The following is a 14,568-nucleotide window of genomic DNA, read 5'->3' as shown; positions in this document are numbered from 1 at the left end:
CATGACAGTGCCATCTGGTGTCCTTTCGGGCTCAGGAGAACGGGTCGCCTGAGGACTGTCCCGCTTCACGCTTGCGGCGGAAGTAGTCGTTGATGCCGGTGCGGTACCGGTCAGCATCCGAGCGTGCCCAGTTGCGCATGAGCTCACAGCCGAATACCAGCGAGGTGATCGGCTGCGCCCAGGCCTGAAGCATGCGGTCGATGGCTGTCTGGTGGGTGACCCTTCCGACCGAGCAACGTGAGCTCGGTCAGCACGGCGGCGCCAAGCGTGTAGTACAGGGTGCCCGGCGCCTGGGGGGGGCGCCGTCGTCGTTCATCAGGAGCAGCATCAGGTCCTCGACGATCAGCAGATCGCCCCGGACCGACATCAGCTTCTCGTCCATGAGCTCTTCTTCCTCGCTGTGCCCCCATCGGTCAGCCGAGGAAGGACCGCAGCGCGGCGTTGACGTCGTCGGCGTGCGTCCAGAGCAGCCCGTGCGGCGCGCCCTCGATCTCGAGGTAGTCGGCGTCCGGGAGAAGCTTGCGGAAGCGGCGGGCCGTGACCTCGATCGGCGGGATGTTGTCCGCCGTACCGTGCAGGATCAAGGCCGGCTTGCCGCTGGCCCGGACCGCCTCGACGTCGGCGCGGAAGTCCTCGATCCACGAGGAGACGACGGCGTAGGCCGCCACCGGAGCGCTGGAGATGGCGACGTTCCAACTGCCGGCGACCGCCTCCTGGCTGATCCGGCTGACGAGGTTCTCCTCGAGGTTGTAGAAGTCGGAGAAGAACTGTGTGAACCAGGCGTAGCGGTCCTCCCTCGCCGCTGCCTCGATCCCGTCGAAGACCACTTGCGGCATCCCCTCGGGGTTGTCGTCCCCGGCGAGGAGGAACGGTTCCAGCGAGGCGAGAAACGCGAGCTTCGCGACCCGCTGGTGGCCGTACCGCGAGACGTAGCGGGCGAGCTCCCCGGTGCCCATCGAGAAACCGACCAGGACGACCTCACGGAGGTCGAGGGTTTCGAGCACGGTGTTGAGGTCGGCGGCGAACGTGTCGTAGTCGTAGCCGGACCCGATCTTGGACGACTGGCCGAAGCCGCGACGGTCGTAGGTGATGACGCGGTACCCGGCGGCGAGCAGACTGCGCGCCTGGCGCTCCCAGCTGTGACCGTTCAGGGGATACCCGTGGATGAGGACCACGGGCTGTCCCGCGCCCTGATCCTCGTAGTAGAGCTCGATGGGGGTGCTGTTCTCGTTGCCGACGGTGATGAATCCCATAACGTGGTTCCTTTCCTCGTTGTTCGGTTCTGCTGTGCCGGTCAACAGCCGATGTCGGCCATACCGATGCGGCTGCCCAGGGCGGCTGCCAAGGGCCCGTCGGTGTCGAAGGTGCTCACAAGAGCGCCGTGATGGACGTGCCTGGTGTCTTTCGCCGCGGACAAGAGCGCCTCCTCGAACGAGCGCGCGTCCTGGAAACGGTCCTCCCGCTCCTTGGCGAGAGCCTTCGCGAGTACGGCATCAAGTGCCGGAAGGGCGGTGCCGGCCTGCGCGGGCTGCTCGTGGACGTGTCGGTAGGCAACGGAGAGGGAGTTGTCTCCGACGAACGGTGGCCGCCCGGTTAGGAGTTCGTAGAGCACGCAGCCTGCGGAGTAGAGGTCGCTGCGGGCGTCCACGGTTTCACCGCACGCCTGCTCGGGAGAGAGGTACGAAGGAGTTCCGAGGACCACCTGGGCCTGGGTCAGGGCCGGATCGCCAGTGGCACGCGAAATTCCGAAGTCCACGACCTTGACTGCGCCCTCGGGCGTGATCATCACGTTGGCCGGCTTGATGTCGCGATGGACGATGCCTGCTCGATGGCTGAAATCGAGCGCCGAGAGGATCCCGACCTGATACTGAATCGTTTCGTTGAGCGTGAGCCCGCGCATCCTGAGGAGATCCCGCAAGGACCGTCCCTCGACGTACTCCATGACGATGAAGGGAACCCGGACCTTGCCCGCCGAGCCACCTCCGACTTCCTCGTGCCCAATGTCGTAGATGGAGACGATGGCGGGATGGCTGAGACCAGCCACCGTCACCGCTTCGCGCTGGAAGCGGGACCGGACCACGGGATCTCGCACGAGGTCCTTGCGGAGCATCTTGATGGCGACCGAACGGCCCGAGGGGATGTCGCGACCGCGGTGGACGTGGGCCGTAGCACCCCGACCGATGACGTCACCCACTTCGTACCGACCGTTAATGACTCGATCCGCATTCATCAGCCCTTCTCCGCCGTCCGGGAGAGATCGTGATGGTGATCGTGTCGCCGAGACCGGCTGAGCCCCTTCGGTGCATGTCAGGCTCATCGACGCGGCTCCCAGCGGAAGAACCGGACAGCCAGTGCGACGGCGACGAGAACCCAGGCCATGGTGATCGGCAGGAGGGACAGGGAATCGGCGAGGGGGACGCCGCCGTTCCAGGCGTTGACGATCAGTTCGGTGGCCGCGCCTCCGGGAAGCAGCCGCTTGAACAGGGCGAGGTCCTCGGTGCCGGTGATTCCCACCCAGCTGGCCACCGCGATCACAGACAGGCTCACCGGCAGGGTGGTCACCTGGGCATGCTCTGGGGAGTTCGTGAGTCCTGCCGTGGCCAGAGCCAGGGCGACCAGCATGGCCGTCGTTGCCAGGATCGCGACCGCGAGGAGCGGGATCTGAGCCGGTCCGGTGGCGACCACACCCAGCACGATCAGGATCGCGACCGCTTGGATGAGCGCGATAACGGTGACCGGCAGGACCAGCCCGGCGAGGATGTCCGCGTCGCCCGCGGCGGTGGCGCGCAGCCGCTTGAGGAAGAGGTTCTGGCGGCGCGAGGCCAGCGTGGTCACCGCCGTGGTGTACAGCCCTAAGGCCAGCACGCTGAACATCACGATCGCCGCGATGTAGCCGAGGCCGCCGAGATCGGAGAACACCTCGTGCTGGTAGACGAAGTAGCCGCTGACGACGACCGGGATGACAAGACCGGTGACCAGGACCAGCCGGTTCCGGAAGATCTGGATCATCTCACTGCGAGCGATCTCCAACATGCTGGTGGTTCCTTTCGTGGCAAAGTGCCGTGTGGTTTCAGTCGCGGCTGATGGCGCGGAAGACGTCGTCGAGGCGGGTCGGGCCGGCCTGCAGGTCTCGCAGCTCCACCCCGGTGTCATGCGCCCAACCCAGCAACCGGTAGAGGTCGTCCTGCAGGTTGAAGGTCTCGATGTGGAAGGCCCCATTGAGCGCACCCACGATCGGCGGCTCGGGAGCGCCGGGGGGAAGCGCGAAACTGATCACCGACGGCAGGGCCTGCGTCAGCTCCGCGACCGTGCCTTCCCGACGGAGCGTGCCCTCGTGCATGAGGCCGATGCGGTCGGCGCGCTGCTGGGCCTCCTCCAAGTAGTGGGTGGTGAGCACGATCGTGGCCCCCTCTTCGCGCAGCCTGTCGACAGCGGCCCAGAGGGCGTCGCGGGACTGGATGTCCAGCCCGGTGGTGGGCTCGTCAAGGATGACCAGCTCGGGCCCGCCGTACACGGCGGTGGCGAAGTCCAGTCGGCGCTTCTCGCCACCGGACAGCTGGGAGACCCTGGTGCTCGCCTTGCGGGTGAGGCCGGCGATGCCGAGCACCCGGTCCACGTCGTCGTGTCTCCCGCTCAGCGCGCCGATCAGGCCGACCGACTCCCGCACCGTCAGATCCGGGGAGAAGCCACTCTCCTGCAGCATGATGCCCATCCGCGGCCGCACCGCGCGCCGATCCTGCGGGCTCTCACCGAAGATCCGCACCGTGCCGGAGGCGACCCGGCGGTGACCCTCGACCACCTCCAGGGTGGACGTCTTACCGGCTCCGTTCGTGCCCAGCAACGCGTAGAACTCGCCGCGCTTCACGTGGAAGGACAGGTCACGGACGGCGGTGAAGTCACCGTAGGTCACGTTCAGACGTTCGACGTCGATGACGGGAGTGGCGGGCATGGTGTTTCCTTTCGTGTCCACGAGCCGGTGGCGTCACGGGTCAGGCCCGTTCCCGGGCCGAGGAGGTCCGGCTGACCCGGTCAATGCCGGTTCGTGCCGTGTCATCAGACTCGCGCCGGGCGCGGTGCCTTCGCCTCGGTGGAAGCCCCGATGTCTTTCGCCGGTCATCACGCCCACATTCCGAGCCCCGGCTGTCGGGCTGTGGTTCGCATAGGTAAGAATTACCTAGTCCGGTGCGAACTCGAGGGGAGCCGAAACTGATGGACCTCTTGGGCCGGCGTGCGGAGCGCGAGGCGGTCGAACAACTGCTCACGCAGGCACGGGCCGGGCGCAGCGGGACGCTTGTGGTGCGCGGGGAAGCCGGCATCGGGAAGACCGCCTTGCTCGAGTACGCCCGCGAGACCGCGGCCCCCTCGGGCTTCCGGGTGGAGAGCTCGGTCGGAGCGGAGTCCGAGACGCAGTTCGTGTTCGCTGGCCTGCACCAGCTGTGCGCGCCGCTGCTGGGCCGCGCGGACGCGCTGCCCGACCCACAGCAGGCCGCCCTGGGCGTGGCGTTCGGACTGCGAGCCGGTCTCGCGCCGGACCTCTTCCTGGTCGGGCTGGCCGTCCTCAACCTGCTGGCCGAGGCCGCCGAGGAGGCACCGCTGCTGTGTCTCGTCGACGATGCGCAGTGGCTGGACGAGGCGTCCGCTCAGGTCTTGGCGTTCGTGGCACGGCGGATGTCGGCCGAGCGGGTGGCGCTGGTGTTCGCGCTGCGCGACTCCGGCGCAGGCGACGATCATCCGTTCCCCGGGTTGCCCGCCCTGCGCCTGGAGGGGCTCGGTGAGACCGACGCGCAGGCGCTGCTGGCCGCCGCGGTCCGCACACCGCTCGATGACGGGGTGCGCGACCGGATCGTCGCCGAGGCGCGCGGTAACCCGTTGGCGCTGCTGGAGCTGCCCCGAGGCGCACCCCCGGCACAGTTCGCCGGAGGGTTCGAGCGGCCAGACGTGCTGAGTGTTCCTCGCCGCATCGAGGACGGCTTCCAACGCCGTTCGGCCAGGCTGCCGGCCGAGACCCAACTGCTGCTGTTGGTCGCGGCGGCCGACCCGACCGGCGATACGGCGCTGCTGTGGCGCGCGGCCACCCACCTGGGCATCTCCCCCCAGGCGGCCCTACCTGCGGAGGCCGGCGGGTTGCTGGAGATAGGCGCTCGGGTGCGGTTCCGTCATCCTCTGGTCCGCTCTGCGGTCTACCAGGCGGCCACAGCGCCGGATCAGCGTCGAGCCCACCGCGCGCTGGCCGACGCTACCGACCCACAGGTCGACCCTGACCGGCGCGCTTGGCACCGCGGGCAGGGCGTGCTGGGCATCGACGAGGAGGCCGCCGCCGAGTTGGAGCGCTCGGCCGACCGGGCGCGCTCCCGCGGTGGGCTCGCTGCCGCAGCCGCGTTCCTGCAGCAAGCCGCAGAGCTGACCCCCGAGCCCGCCGCCCGTACGAGACGGGCGCTGGAAGCTGCGCACGCCAAGCACGAGGCCGGCGCGCCCGAGAGCGCCCTGAGGCTACTGACGGTCGCGGCCGCCGGGCCGCTGGACGCGTTGCAAGCAGCACGCCTGAAGTTGCTGCGCGCCCAGGTCGCCTTCCACACCACGCGCGGAAGCGGGGTGCCGGAAATGCTGCTGGACGCCGCCAGGACCCTCACCCCGCTCGATGCGGCCCTGGCCCGTGAGACCTACCTGCACGCGCTCGACGCGGCGCTCGTGACCGGTGACTCCGACCGCGGCGTCCTGGACGTCGCCGAGGCCGCTCGGGCCGCACCTGCACCGCCCAGGTCGCCGCAGCCGCAGGACCAGTTGCTTGATGGCCTCACGAAGACCTTGACGAGTGGATATGCGGCGGGAGCGCTCGTGCTGCGGCACGCCCTGGAGGCGTTTCGCGACAATCTACTCACGGACGCCGAGCCAGACCGCCAGAGCGACCGCTGGCTGCGGCTGGCCTGTCGCAACGCGCTGGCAATCCTCGATGACGAGCTGCTCTACTTGCTGGCCTGCCGTAACGTCCAGCTGGCTCGTGAGGCCGGTGCGCTGGCGACGCTCCCCGACTCGCTGCGCTTCCTGTCCATCACTTCGGTCCTGATGGGCGAACTCGCCCGAGCCGGCGAGCTCGCCACCGAGGCGACGGCCATCACGCAGGCCACCGGCGGCGTACAGCTACGGCACGCTCACATCATCCTGAGTGCCTGGCGTGGCGACCAGACGGAGACCACGGCGCTCAACGCCATCACCGCCCAAGACGTCGCCTTCTCCGACGAGAGTACGGAGGCCTCCATGGCTCAGTACGCGATGGCGGTGCTCCACAACGGGCTGGGCAACTATCCGGCGGCGCAGGACGCTGCGGCACGGGCGTTCGAGTCCCCCGAGCTGTCGCTCAGCAACCTGGTCCACTTCGAGCTCATCGAGTCAGCTGCCCGCGCCGGTCAACTGGAACGCGCGGTCGAGACGATGAAGCAGTTCTGCTCCCGGGCCCGTGCCAGCGGGACGCCGTGGGCGCTGGGAATGGCGGCGCGTTCACAGGCGCTCACGAGCACCGGATCGGCAGCCGAGGATCAGTACCGCGAGGCGATCGCGCAGCTCAAGCACACCCGGATGGGCGGTTACCTCGCTCGTACCCATCTCGTCTACGGCGAGTGGCTGCGCCGCGAACGTCGTCGCCAGGACGCACGCGAACACCTCCGCACCGCCCACCAGCTGCTGTCGGACATGGGGGCGGAGGCGTTCGCCGAGCGGGCCGCCCGCGAGTTGCGCGCCACCGGTGAGCATCCCCGCAAACGGACCGCCCAGCCGACCGACTCCCTCACCGCCCACGAGCTGCACATCGCACGGCTGGTGGCCACCGGGGCGACCTCCCGGGAGGTCGCTGCGCAACTGTTCCTCAGCCCACGCACGGTTGAAGCCCACCTCCGCAGCATCTTCCGCAAGCTGGGCATCACCTCCCGCCGGCAGCTCAGAGAACTGCCGCTTCCCTGACCAGACAGGCAGACCACGGTCAGAAGCTCCGGATGACAATCGTCAAGTAAGGGGTGGCGAGGGGGCCCGACCAGGCCCCGGTCCGGTCGTGTTCCGACGTGCGATCCGGACGCCGGACCCAGGTGGGCCCGGTCAAGTCCCGCTGCGGGTTGGGTTGCGCACCGGCACGGTCCAGCCGCGGCACGCACCCGGGCGAGACGCTGTCCGACCGTCTCGCGTCGGCGCGCCGGCCCACCAGATCCGCCGCTTGGCTGCCCGGTCCGGGTCCAGGGCAGGCTGTCCACCCGAACCAGGCTGGGACCAGGTTGGGTAGACCAGGCTAGGCAACTCTCCCTGACGCGAACGAGCGTCTGCTGCGCGAGTCTGGGGACACCGCAACGCTCCGAAGCGAAAGGAACGTCGTGTTCGCCAGTCCCGTCATCGAAGTTGATGAACTCAACTTTGACGACCTCTGGCCCGACGAGTATCTGACCTTCCACGTGGCGAGCGGGAAGCGCTACCGATCTGATTCGTCTGGCCACCGGGCAACCCACGGTCGACCCGAGATGACGATCTGTCACAGCACCGAAACGGGAGGCTCAACAAACAATGTCCATCGACGTGAACGTGACCAGGAATCCGGACCGGCGGCGCTACGAAGCGTCCGTCGGCGAGACGACGGTCGCCGGATTCATCGACTACCAGGAGACCAGCGAGCTGATCGTCCTGACTCACACCGAGGTCGACCCGACCTTCGAGGGTCGAGGAGTCGGCGGTGCCCTGGCCCGCGCCGCGCTCGACGATATCCGCGAACGAGGACTGAAAGCGCTGGTGATCTGCCCCTTCATCATCAGTTGGCTGCGCAATCACCCCGAGTACCGCGACCTGCTCTACAACGCGGCCCCGTCCAGGGTCAGCGACTAGGTGGCTGACATGACCGACCTGACCCTCGACCCTGTGACCGTGCCGCCGCGATTCCACGGCGACATGGAGTTGTTCGGGCGGGGCGCGGAGACCGCGGCACTCGACGGTGTGCTGGCCCGCGCAGCGGACGGTGCGGGCTCCGGGCTCGTGCTGTGGGGCGAGCCGGGCATCGGCAAGACCGCTCTGCTCGAGTACGCCGTCGACACCGCACCCGACGTCACGGTGTTGCGCTGCCGGGGCACCCGGATGGAGGCGGGCATCGCGTTCGCCGCCCTGCACGAGCTGCTGTGGCCGGTGATGGACCGGTTGGACACGCTCGCCGCCCCGCAGGCCGCGGCGCTGCGCGGCGCGCTGGGGCTGAGCCGGGACGAGACCAACCCGTTCCTCGTCGGCGCGGCCGTGCTGTCGCTGGTATGCGGCATGGCCCGGGAACGTCCGGTGCTCGTCGTGGTGGACGACGCCCAGTGGGTGAACGAGGCGACGGCGCACTGCCTGGGCTTCCTCGCGCGCCGGATCGGCGCCGATCCGGTCGCGGTGCTCCTCACCGGACACGAGGATCCGCATGTCGGGCCGTGGGAGGGGTTGCCGGCGCTGGAGGTCGTGGGCCTGGCCGAGGACGACGCCCGCAGGCTCGTCGCCGCCGCCGTGCCTGGAGCGACCGAGGACCTGGTCGACCGCACGGTCCGGGCGGCCGGCGGCAACCCGCTGGCGCTGCACGAGCTGCCCACGATCGACAACGAGCCCGACGCCGACCCGGTGCCCGGACGGCCCGGCGACCTGATGACGGTCGGGCCGCGGCTGCGGCGGGCGTTCGTCGCCCGGGCCGCGGCCATGTCGCCACCGGCCCGCGCGCTGCTGCTGCTGGCCGCCGCCGAGGAGCGGGGCGACCGGCACGTGGTGCACCGTGCAGGGGCCGGCTGGGGGGTCGACATGTCGACCTGGGACGAGCTTCTGCGCTCCGGACTGGTCCGCGCTCCGGGGCCCCGGCTGGAGTTCCGACACCCGTTGATCCCGGCGGCCGTCTACGACGGCACGCCCTTCGCGGAGCGGCAGGCCGCCCACCGGGCGCTGGCCGCCGCCCTGCCGACCGACGCCACCGCGGAACGGGCCTGGCACCTGGCCGCCGCGGCCGATACGGCCGACGAGGACGTCGCCGCGCTGCTGGAGCAGGCAGCGGAGCAGTCGCTGCGGCGCAGCGCCGGGCCGACGGCGGTCCGCACGCTGCGGCGGGCCGCCGAGCTGTCCCCGGACGAGGGCGACGCGGCGCGCCGGCTCGCGGCCGCCGCCCGTGCCGCGTGGGCCGCGGGGGACTCCGAGGCGGCCCGTCAGTTGCTCGACGACGCCGAGAACCTGGTCGGCGAGCGCCACGTCGCCCGCCTGAGCGGCGGGCTGCGCGGGTTCCTCGAGTTCGCCTACGGCGTGCCGGAGCGTGCCCATCACTACCTGACCTCCGACATGGCCGTCGTCGAGGATCCCCGCGGGGTCATGGAAATGGGCTCGGTGGCGGTCCGCTCCGCGTGGTCGGCCGGGCGGGACGACCTCCAGCAGCAGGCGCTGGAGCGGCTGCCGGCCGTGAATACCAGCGGCGATCCCACCCTGTCCGAGCTGGTGCCCCTGCTGCGTTCCTGGTGGTCCTGCCACGACGCGACCGCCCCGGCCGCCCCGGTCGCCCCGGAGACGGTCGGCAATCTCGCGGACCGGTTGGGGACGCGGGCGTGGGGCCTGCTGCCACCGATCCCGCTACTGCAGTCCTGGGGTGTCGATGGCCCGCTGCACGACGTGCTGCGCGTGCAGACCGTGGCGCTGCGGCGGCGCCAGGAGATCACCGCGCTGGCGGCGGTGCTCGCCCAGACCGCGGTCCTCGACGTCACCGCGGGCAGGTGGGACGCCGCCGGGAACGCTGCCGTCGAGGCACTGGAGCTGGCCGAGGAGGTCGAAACAGAGAATGTGGCCACGCAGTGCCGGCTCATCCAGGCGTCCCTGGCCGCCCCCCGCGGCGACGAGCACACCGTCGACGACCTCACCACCCGGGTACTCGCGGCCTCGGTCCCGCGCGGGGTGCGGGCGCTGAGTGCGAACGCGTACTGGCACCGGGGCCGGGCGGCTCTGTTCGCCGGCCGCCCGCAGGAGGCGCTGGACCACCTCGTGTGCCTGTCCGAGCCTGGTCACGACGCCGCCCACCGCACGTGCGCGCTCCTCGCCGCCGCGGACACCGTCGAGGCGGCGGTGCAGGTCGGCCGGCTCGACGTGGTCGAACCGCAGATCACCATGATCGACAGCTGGGTGCGGCGTACCGGCGCGGCCTGGGCCCGCACGGCCGCGCACCGGCTCCGCGCACTGGTCCGGAACGGGCCGGAGGCGGAGGAGTCCTACCGGGCTGCCCTCGAGGTGCCGGGGGCGCCGGACAATCCGTTCGAGTACGCCCGCACCCGGCTGCTCTACGGGGAGTGGTTGCGGCGGGCGCGCCGGCGGGCCGAGGCCGGGCGCCATCTCGCGGGTGCCGCCCAGGTCTTCGAGCGTCTCAGCGCGGAACCGCTGCGGGTTCGGGCGCTCCGCGAGCTGGCCCTGAGCAAAGGCTCGCGGATCCATGGGCCGGCCGGACCGAGGGACGCAGTCGGGCTCACCGCGCAGGAGTTGCGGGTCGCGCAGCTGGCCGCCGACCGGCTCACCAACCGGGAGATCGCAGCACAGCTGCTGATCAGCCCCCGCACGGTCGGCCACCACCTGGGCAACGTCTATCCCAAGCTGGGCATCACCTCCCGCGCCGAGCTCGCCCGCATCGACTTCGCGGGCGACCTCCGGATCAGCTCGGTCGATCGGTGACCCGGGCGGTGACCGATTGGATGCCCGATCCGCCCGGATCGGGGAGTTCGTAGCGTTCCCGGCGACCCGGTACCCACCAGGCGGTGCTGCACCGCCCGGACGACGAGAGTGTGGCCCGCTGTGACCGACCCCGACCCCGACCCCGACCCCGACCCCGACTCCGGCCCCGGCCCCGACCCCGACCCCGACTCCGGCCCCGGCCCCGACCCCGACCCCGACTCCGAGCCCCGCCGTGCGCGGGCGACCGGCACCGTGACCGTGACCGCAGGCTCGGTGAACAGCGCAGCCCGGGCGAGCGATGCGACGGTGAGCCTCGCGCGGCTCGTCGAACCGGGCCACGAGCACGACTTCGAGACCTGGGCGCGCGACCTCATCGACGCCGCGGCGAGCGCACCGGGGAACCTCGGCGGCGGACCGTTCCGGCCCACCACCCCGGACGGACGGTGCATCGTGGTGCACCGGTTCCGTGACCGCGAGTCGGCCTGGGCATGGTCGGAACCGCCGCGGCGGGCAACGTTCCTCGCCGGCTGCAAGGGGCACCACCACGCCGAGAACGCCCGCCGTGAGCTGAGCAGGACGGAGGGGTGGTCCACCGACGGCGGGGTCCCGGCGCAGCCACCCCCGCGGCGGCGGATGGCCGTCGCCGTCGCGCTCGACGCCCACCCGATCTCGTTGCTCACCAACGGGAGCATCGGGTCCGCCAGCGCCGACGTGCCGCTGGCGGTGCGGGCCGGGATCCGCCGATGACCGCCACACCCGGGCAGTCGGTCCGGGCGGACTACGGACACGCGGTGGAGTTCGGTGTCCGGCTGCCCGTCGGACCCGCCCCGGGACCGACGGTCCGGCTCGCCCGCACGGCCGAGGAGCTGGGGCTCGACCTCGTCGTCGTGCCCGACCGTCCGGACCGCCCCGACGCGGAGGCGTGGACGCTGCTGTCTTGGATCGCCGCCGTCACCGACACGGTCCGGATCGGCACCGACGGGCACGACGGCACCGCGCGGAACCCGGCGATGCTCGCCCGGGCGGCCGCAGGCCTCGACCACCTCAGCGCGGGCCGGGTCGAGCTCGGGATCACGATGGGTGGACCCGGGCACGACGGCGAGGAGACGATCGACGTCGTCGCCGAGCTGTGGAACGTCCTCGACCGTGGACTCGCCCGCGTCGACGGTCCGCGGCGCCGGCTCGCCGGCGCGCAGAAGGCGGCGCCCGCGCACGACGTGCCGATCACGGTGCGCGGACCGGACCCGCGCGACCCGGACCTGGCGCGGGTGGCCGGCACTCACGCCGACGGCTGGTCGGTGCCCCTGACCGGCACCGACGACCTCACCGCGGGCCGGCTCCTCGTCGACGCGGCCGCCCGGGACGCCGGGCGCGACCCGCGCGAGATCCGCCGGTGGGTGACCGTTCCCGGCGCGAGTGGTGACGGCTGGGCGGCCACGCTGCTGGATCTCGTCGTCGAGCAGGGGGTGGGGACGATCGTGCTCGACCTCGGCACCGACGATCCGGCGACCCTGACCCGGTTCGCCCGCGAGATCGTTCCGGCGGTGCGGGCGGGTGCCGATGCGGCGCTCCCGCACGGCGCGGCCGGGGTGCGCGTGCGTCGCTCGGCGGCGCTCGCCCGGCGCCGCCCCGGCATCGACTACGACGGCGTCCCGGCCGGGCTGGCCGAGGTCGTCGAACCGGGGGACCTCGCCTACGCGCGTCTGCGCGGGGGATACCTGCGCGGCGGTTCACCGGGCATCGTCCTGCGGGCGGCGACCGTCGGACAGGTCGTCGACGCCCTGGCGTTCGCCCGCCGGCACCCCGACCTGCCGCTGTCCCGGCGCAGCGCGGGGCACGGGCTGTCCGGGCGCTCCACCAACGACGGCGGCATCGTCGTCGACGTGTCGCCGATGAACACCATCGAGGTGCTCGACGAGACGTCGCGCCGGGTCCGGATCGGACCGGGAGCCCGCTGGACCGACGTCGCGAACGCCCTCGCCCCGTACGGCTGGGCGATCAGCTCGGGAGACTACGGCGGCGTCGGCGTCGGAGGGCTGGCCACCGCCGGTGGCGTCGGCTACCTGGCCCGCGGGCACGGGCTGACGATCGACCGGCTGCGTGCGGTGGAGCTGGTGCTCGCCGACGGCTCGGTCGTGCGGGCGAGCGACGCGGAGAACCCGGACCTGTTCTGGGCGGTCCGCGGTGCCGGGGCCAACTTCGGGATCGTGACCGCGTTCGAGTTCTCCGCCGACGAGGTCGGCCCGGTGGCGTTGGCCGCGCTCACCCAGATCGTCCGGGACACCACGCGCTACCTGGTCGAGTGGGGCCGGGTGGTCGAGGAGTCCCCGCGCGACCTCACCAGCTTCCTCATCGTGCCACCGCCGCGCGGCAGGCGGCCCGCGGTGGCGCTCACCCGCACCGTCGTCGACTCGCCGGACCCGGACACCGTGCTGTCCAGGCTGCAGCCGCTGGCCGGGCTCGCCCCGACGTACGAGCAACAGGTGGCCATCACCTCCTACGCCGACATCATGGCGAACGCGCGTGACGACGCACCGGTCTCGCGCGGCGAGCCGGTCTCCCGCAGTGGGCTCGTCCACCACCTCACGCCGGAGTTCGCGGCGGCCGCGAGTCGGGTGCTCCGCAGTGGTGCCGTGCACTGGTTCCAGCTGCGCTCGGTGGGCGGTGCGGTCGCCGACGTCGATCCGGACGCGACGGCCTACCCGCACCGGGCGCCGAACTTCTCGCTCGTCGTCATGGGCGACGATCCCGAGGCCGTCGACGCGCAGTGGGCATTGCTCGCGCCGTTCCTCGACGGGCTCTACCTCAGCTTCGAGACGAGCCTGCGGCCCGAGCGGATCGAGCAGGCCTGGCCGCCGCGGACGCTCGCCCGGCTGCGGGCACTCAAGGCGACCTACGACCCGGACGGCGTCTTCGACGACAACTTCTCGCTGTCCCCACCCAGCCGCCCGGACAACTTCTCCGACACCCAGGAAGCGAGTCCCCGATGACCGACTACGGCCACGAGCTGACCTTCGGCTGCTTCATCACGCCGGTCGCACAGCCCCCGATGCGTCCCGTCGAACTCTCGCTCGTCGCCGAACGGGCCGGGCTGGATCTCGTCACCTACCAGGACCATCCGTACCAGGCGGCGTTCACCGACACGTGGACGCTCATGTCGTTCGTCGCCGCCCGCACCGAGCGGATCCGGATCTGCGGCAACGTGCTCAACCTGCCGTTGCGCCCGCCCGCGGTGCTGGCCCGCGCCGCCGCGAGCCTGGACCTGCTCAGCGACGGTCGGGTCGAGATGGGCCTCGGCGCCGGCGCGTTCTGGGACGCCATCGCCGCCATGGGCGGGACCCGGCTCGAACCCGGCCAGGCCGTCCGCGCGACCGAGGAGGCCATCGCGATCATGCGGGGGATCTGGGCGGCCGACGAGCCCGGCCGGCTGCGCGTCGACGGCGAGTTCCACCATGTCGACGGTGCGAAACGCGGCCCCGCCCCGGCCCACCCGATCCCGATCCGGATCGGGGCGCTCAAGCCCCGGATGCTGCGGCTGACCGGACGACTCGCCGACGGGTGGCTGCCATCGCTGGTGTACCTGCCGGACGGGCCGGCGTCGCTGGCGGCGATGAACGCGCACATCGACGAGGGCGCCACCGAGGCTGGCCGCGACCCGGCCGTGGTGACCCGCTACCTCAACATCGTCGGGCGGTTCTCCAGCAACGGTGACGGGCTCTTCGACGGGCCGCCGGAGCAGTGGGCCGAGCAGATCACCGACATCGCCCTGACCCACGGGACGTCCGGTTTCGTCCTCGCCTCCGACGATCCGGGCGCACTCGAGCTGTTCGGCCGGGAGGTCGCTCCACGCGCCCGCGAGCTCGTCGCCGCCGAGCGGAGGGGCTGAAC

General features: G+C 71.5%; 12 protein-coding genes. 6 read left to right on the top strand and 6 right to left on the bottom strand.

The window, feature by feature from the left end:
- Nucleotides 1-31: 31 nt before the first annotated feature.
- From ACFP2V_RS10700 to ACFP2V_RS10675, 6 genes are all read right to left on the bottom strand, one after another.
- Nucleotides 32-193 carry a hypothetical protein gene (locus ACFP2V_RS10700; RefSeq protein ID WP_381209074.1) on the bottom strand — a complete coding sequence of 54 codons (162 nt, stop codon included), beginning with the start codon at nucleotides 191-193 and terminating at the stop codon, nucleotides 32-34.
- 54 nt (nucleotides 194-247) lie between these two features.
- Nucleotides 248-382, bottom strand: coding sequence for a hypothetical protein (locus tag ACFP2V_RS10695; RefSeq protein WP_381209071.1), 135 nt, complete (start codon nucleotides 380-382; stop codon nucleotides 248-250).
- Between the two features lie 31 nt (nucleotides 383-413).
- The gene (locus ACFP2V_RS10690) at nucleotides 414-1,253 is read right to left on the bottom strand and encodes an alpha/beta fold hydrolase (protein WP_381209068.1); all 840 of its coding nucleotides are present in this window, start codon (nucleotides 1,251-1,253) and stop codon (nucleotides 414-416) included.
- Between the two features lie 41 nt (nucleotides 1,254-1,294).
- On the bottom strand, nucleotides 1,295-2,230 hold the full coding sequence (locus tag ACFP2V_RS10685) for a protein kinase domain-containing protein (protein ID WP_381209066.1): 936 nt from the start codon (nucleotides 2,228-2,230) through the stop codon (nucleotides 1,295-1,297).
- 83 nt (nucleotides 2,231-2,313) lie between these two features.
- Nucleotides 2,314-3,033, bottom strand: coding sequence for an ABC transporter permease (locus tag ACFP2V_RS10680; protein ID WP_381209063.1), 720 nt, complete (start codon nucleotides 3,031-3,033; stop codon nucleotides 2,314-2,316).
- 37 nt (nucleotides 3,034-3,070) lie between these two features.
- Nucleotides 3,071-3,949, bottom strand: a complete 879-nt coding sequence (locus tag ACFP2V_RS10675; protein WP_381209060.1) for an ABC transporter ATP-binding protein — start codon at nucleotides 3,947-3,949, stop codon at nucleotides 3,071-3,073.
- Nucleotides 3,950-4,209: 260 nt separating this feature from the next.
- Between ACFP2V_RS10675 and ACFP2V_RS10670 the strand changes: the two genes are divergently transcribed.
- From ACFP2V_RS10670 to ACFP2V_RS10645, 6 genes are all read left to right on the top strand, one after another.
- The gene (locus ACFP2V_RS10670; RefSeq protein WP_381209057.1) at nucleotides 4,210-6,954 is read left to right on the top strand and encodes an ATP-binding protein; all 2,745 of its coding nucleotides are present in this window, start codon (nucleotides 4,210-4,212) and stop codon (nucleotides 6,952-6,954) included.
- A 588-nt stretch (nucleotides 6,955-7,542) separates the two neighbouring features.
- A complete protein-coding gene (locus ACFP2V_RS10665; protein ID WP_381209054.1) occupies nucleotides 7,543-7,857 on the top strand; it encodes a GNAT family N-acetyltransferase in 315 nt (104 codons plus the stop codon).
- A 9-nt stretch (nucleotides 7,858-7,866) separates the two neighbouring features.
- Nucleotides 7,867-10,680 (top strand): helix-turn-helix transcriptional regulator, encoded by a 2,814-nt coding sequence (locus ACFP2V_RS10660; protein WP_381209051.1) that lies wholly within the window; start codon nucleotides 7,867-7,869, stop codon nucleotides 10,678-10,680.
- A 120-nt stretch (nucleotides 10,681-10,800) separates the two neighbouring features.
- On the top strand, nucleotides 10,801-11,427 hold the full coding sequence (locus ACFP2V_RS10655) for an antibiotic biosynthesis monooxygenase (RefSeq protein ID WP_381209048.1): 627 nt from the start codon (nucleotides 10,801-10,803) through the stop codon (nucleotides 11,425-11,427).
- Nucleotides 11,424-13,670, top strand: coding sequence for an LLM class flavin-dependent oxidoreductase (locus ACFP2V_RS10650; RefSeq protein WP_381209046.1), 2,247 nt, complete (start codon nucleotides 11,424-11,426; stop codon nucleotides 13,668-13,670). The genes ACFP2V_RS10655 and ACFP2V_RS10650 overlap by 4 nt, the downstream gene beginning before the upstream one ends.
- Nucleotides 13,667-14,566 (top strand): LLM class flavin-dependent oxidoreductase, encoded by a 900-nt coding sequence (locus ACFP2V_RS10645; protein ID WP_381209043.1) that lies wholly within the window; start codon nucleotides 13,667-13,669, stop codon nucleotides 14,564-14,566. The genes ACFP2V_RS10650 and ACFP2V_RS10645 overlap by 4 nt, the downstream gene beginning before the upstream one ends.
- Nucleotides 14,567-14,568: the final 2 nt, after the last annotated feature.

The sequence above is a fragment of the Streptomyces incanus genome (assembly GCF_042656345.1).
Lineage (GTDB): Bacteria > Actinomycetota > Actinomycetes > Streptomycetales > Streptomycetaceae > Streptomyces > Streptomyces incanus.
Note: the sequence above shows the minus strand (reverse complement) of the source record. Positions and strands in the feature narration are given on the sequence as shown.

Bases quoted from the DNA above. Each gene is read 5' to 3' on its own strand.
- ACFP2V_RS10645 (WP_381209043.1), top strand. From the start codon at position 13,667: ATGACCGACTACGGCCACGAGCTGACCTTCGGCTGCTTCATCACGCCG.
- ACFP2V_RS10675 (WP_381209060.1), bottom strand. From the start codon at position 3,949: ATGCCCGCCACTCCCGTCATCGACGTCGAACGTCTGAACGTGACCTAC.
- ACFP2V_RS10670 (WP_381209057.1), top strand. From the start codon at position 4,210: ATGGACCTCTTGGGCCGGCGTGCGGAGCGCGAGGCGGTCGAACAACTG.
- ACFP2V_RS10685 (WP_381209066.1), bottom strand. From the start codon at position 2,230: ATGAATGCGGATCGAGTCATTAACGGTCGGTACGAAGTGGGTGACGTC.
- ACFP2V_RS10660 (WP_381209051.1), top strand. From the start codon at position 7,867: ATGACCGACCTGACCCTCGACCCTGTGACCGTGCCGCCGCGATTCCAC.
- ACFP2V_RS10695 (WP_381209071.1), bottom strand. From the start codon at position 382: ATGGACGAGAAGCTGATGTCGGTCCGGGGCGATCTGCTGATCGTCGAG.
- ACFP2V_RS10690 (WP_381209068.1), bottom strand. From the start codon at position 1,253: ATGGGATTCATCACCGTCGGCAACGAGAACAGCACCCCCATCGAGCTC.
- ACFP2V_RS10650 (WP_381209046.1), top strand. From the start codon at position 11,424: ATGACCGCCACACCCGGGCAGTCGGTCCGGGCGGACTACGGACACGCG.
- ACFP2V_RS10665 (WP_381209054.1), top strand. From the start codon at position 7,543: ATGTCCATCGACGTGAACGTGACCAGGAATCCGGACCGGCGGCGCTAC.
- ACFP2V_RS10680 (WP_381209063.1), bottom strand. From the start codon at position 3,033: ATGTTGGAGATCGCTCGCAGTGAGATGATCCAGATCTTCCGGAACCGG.
- ACFP2V_RS10700 (WP_381209074.1), bottom strand. From the start codon at position 193: ATGCTTCAGGCCTGGGCGCAGCCGATCACCTCGCTGGTATTCGGCTGT.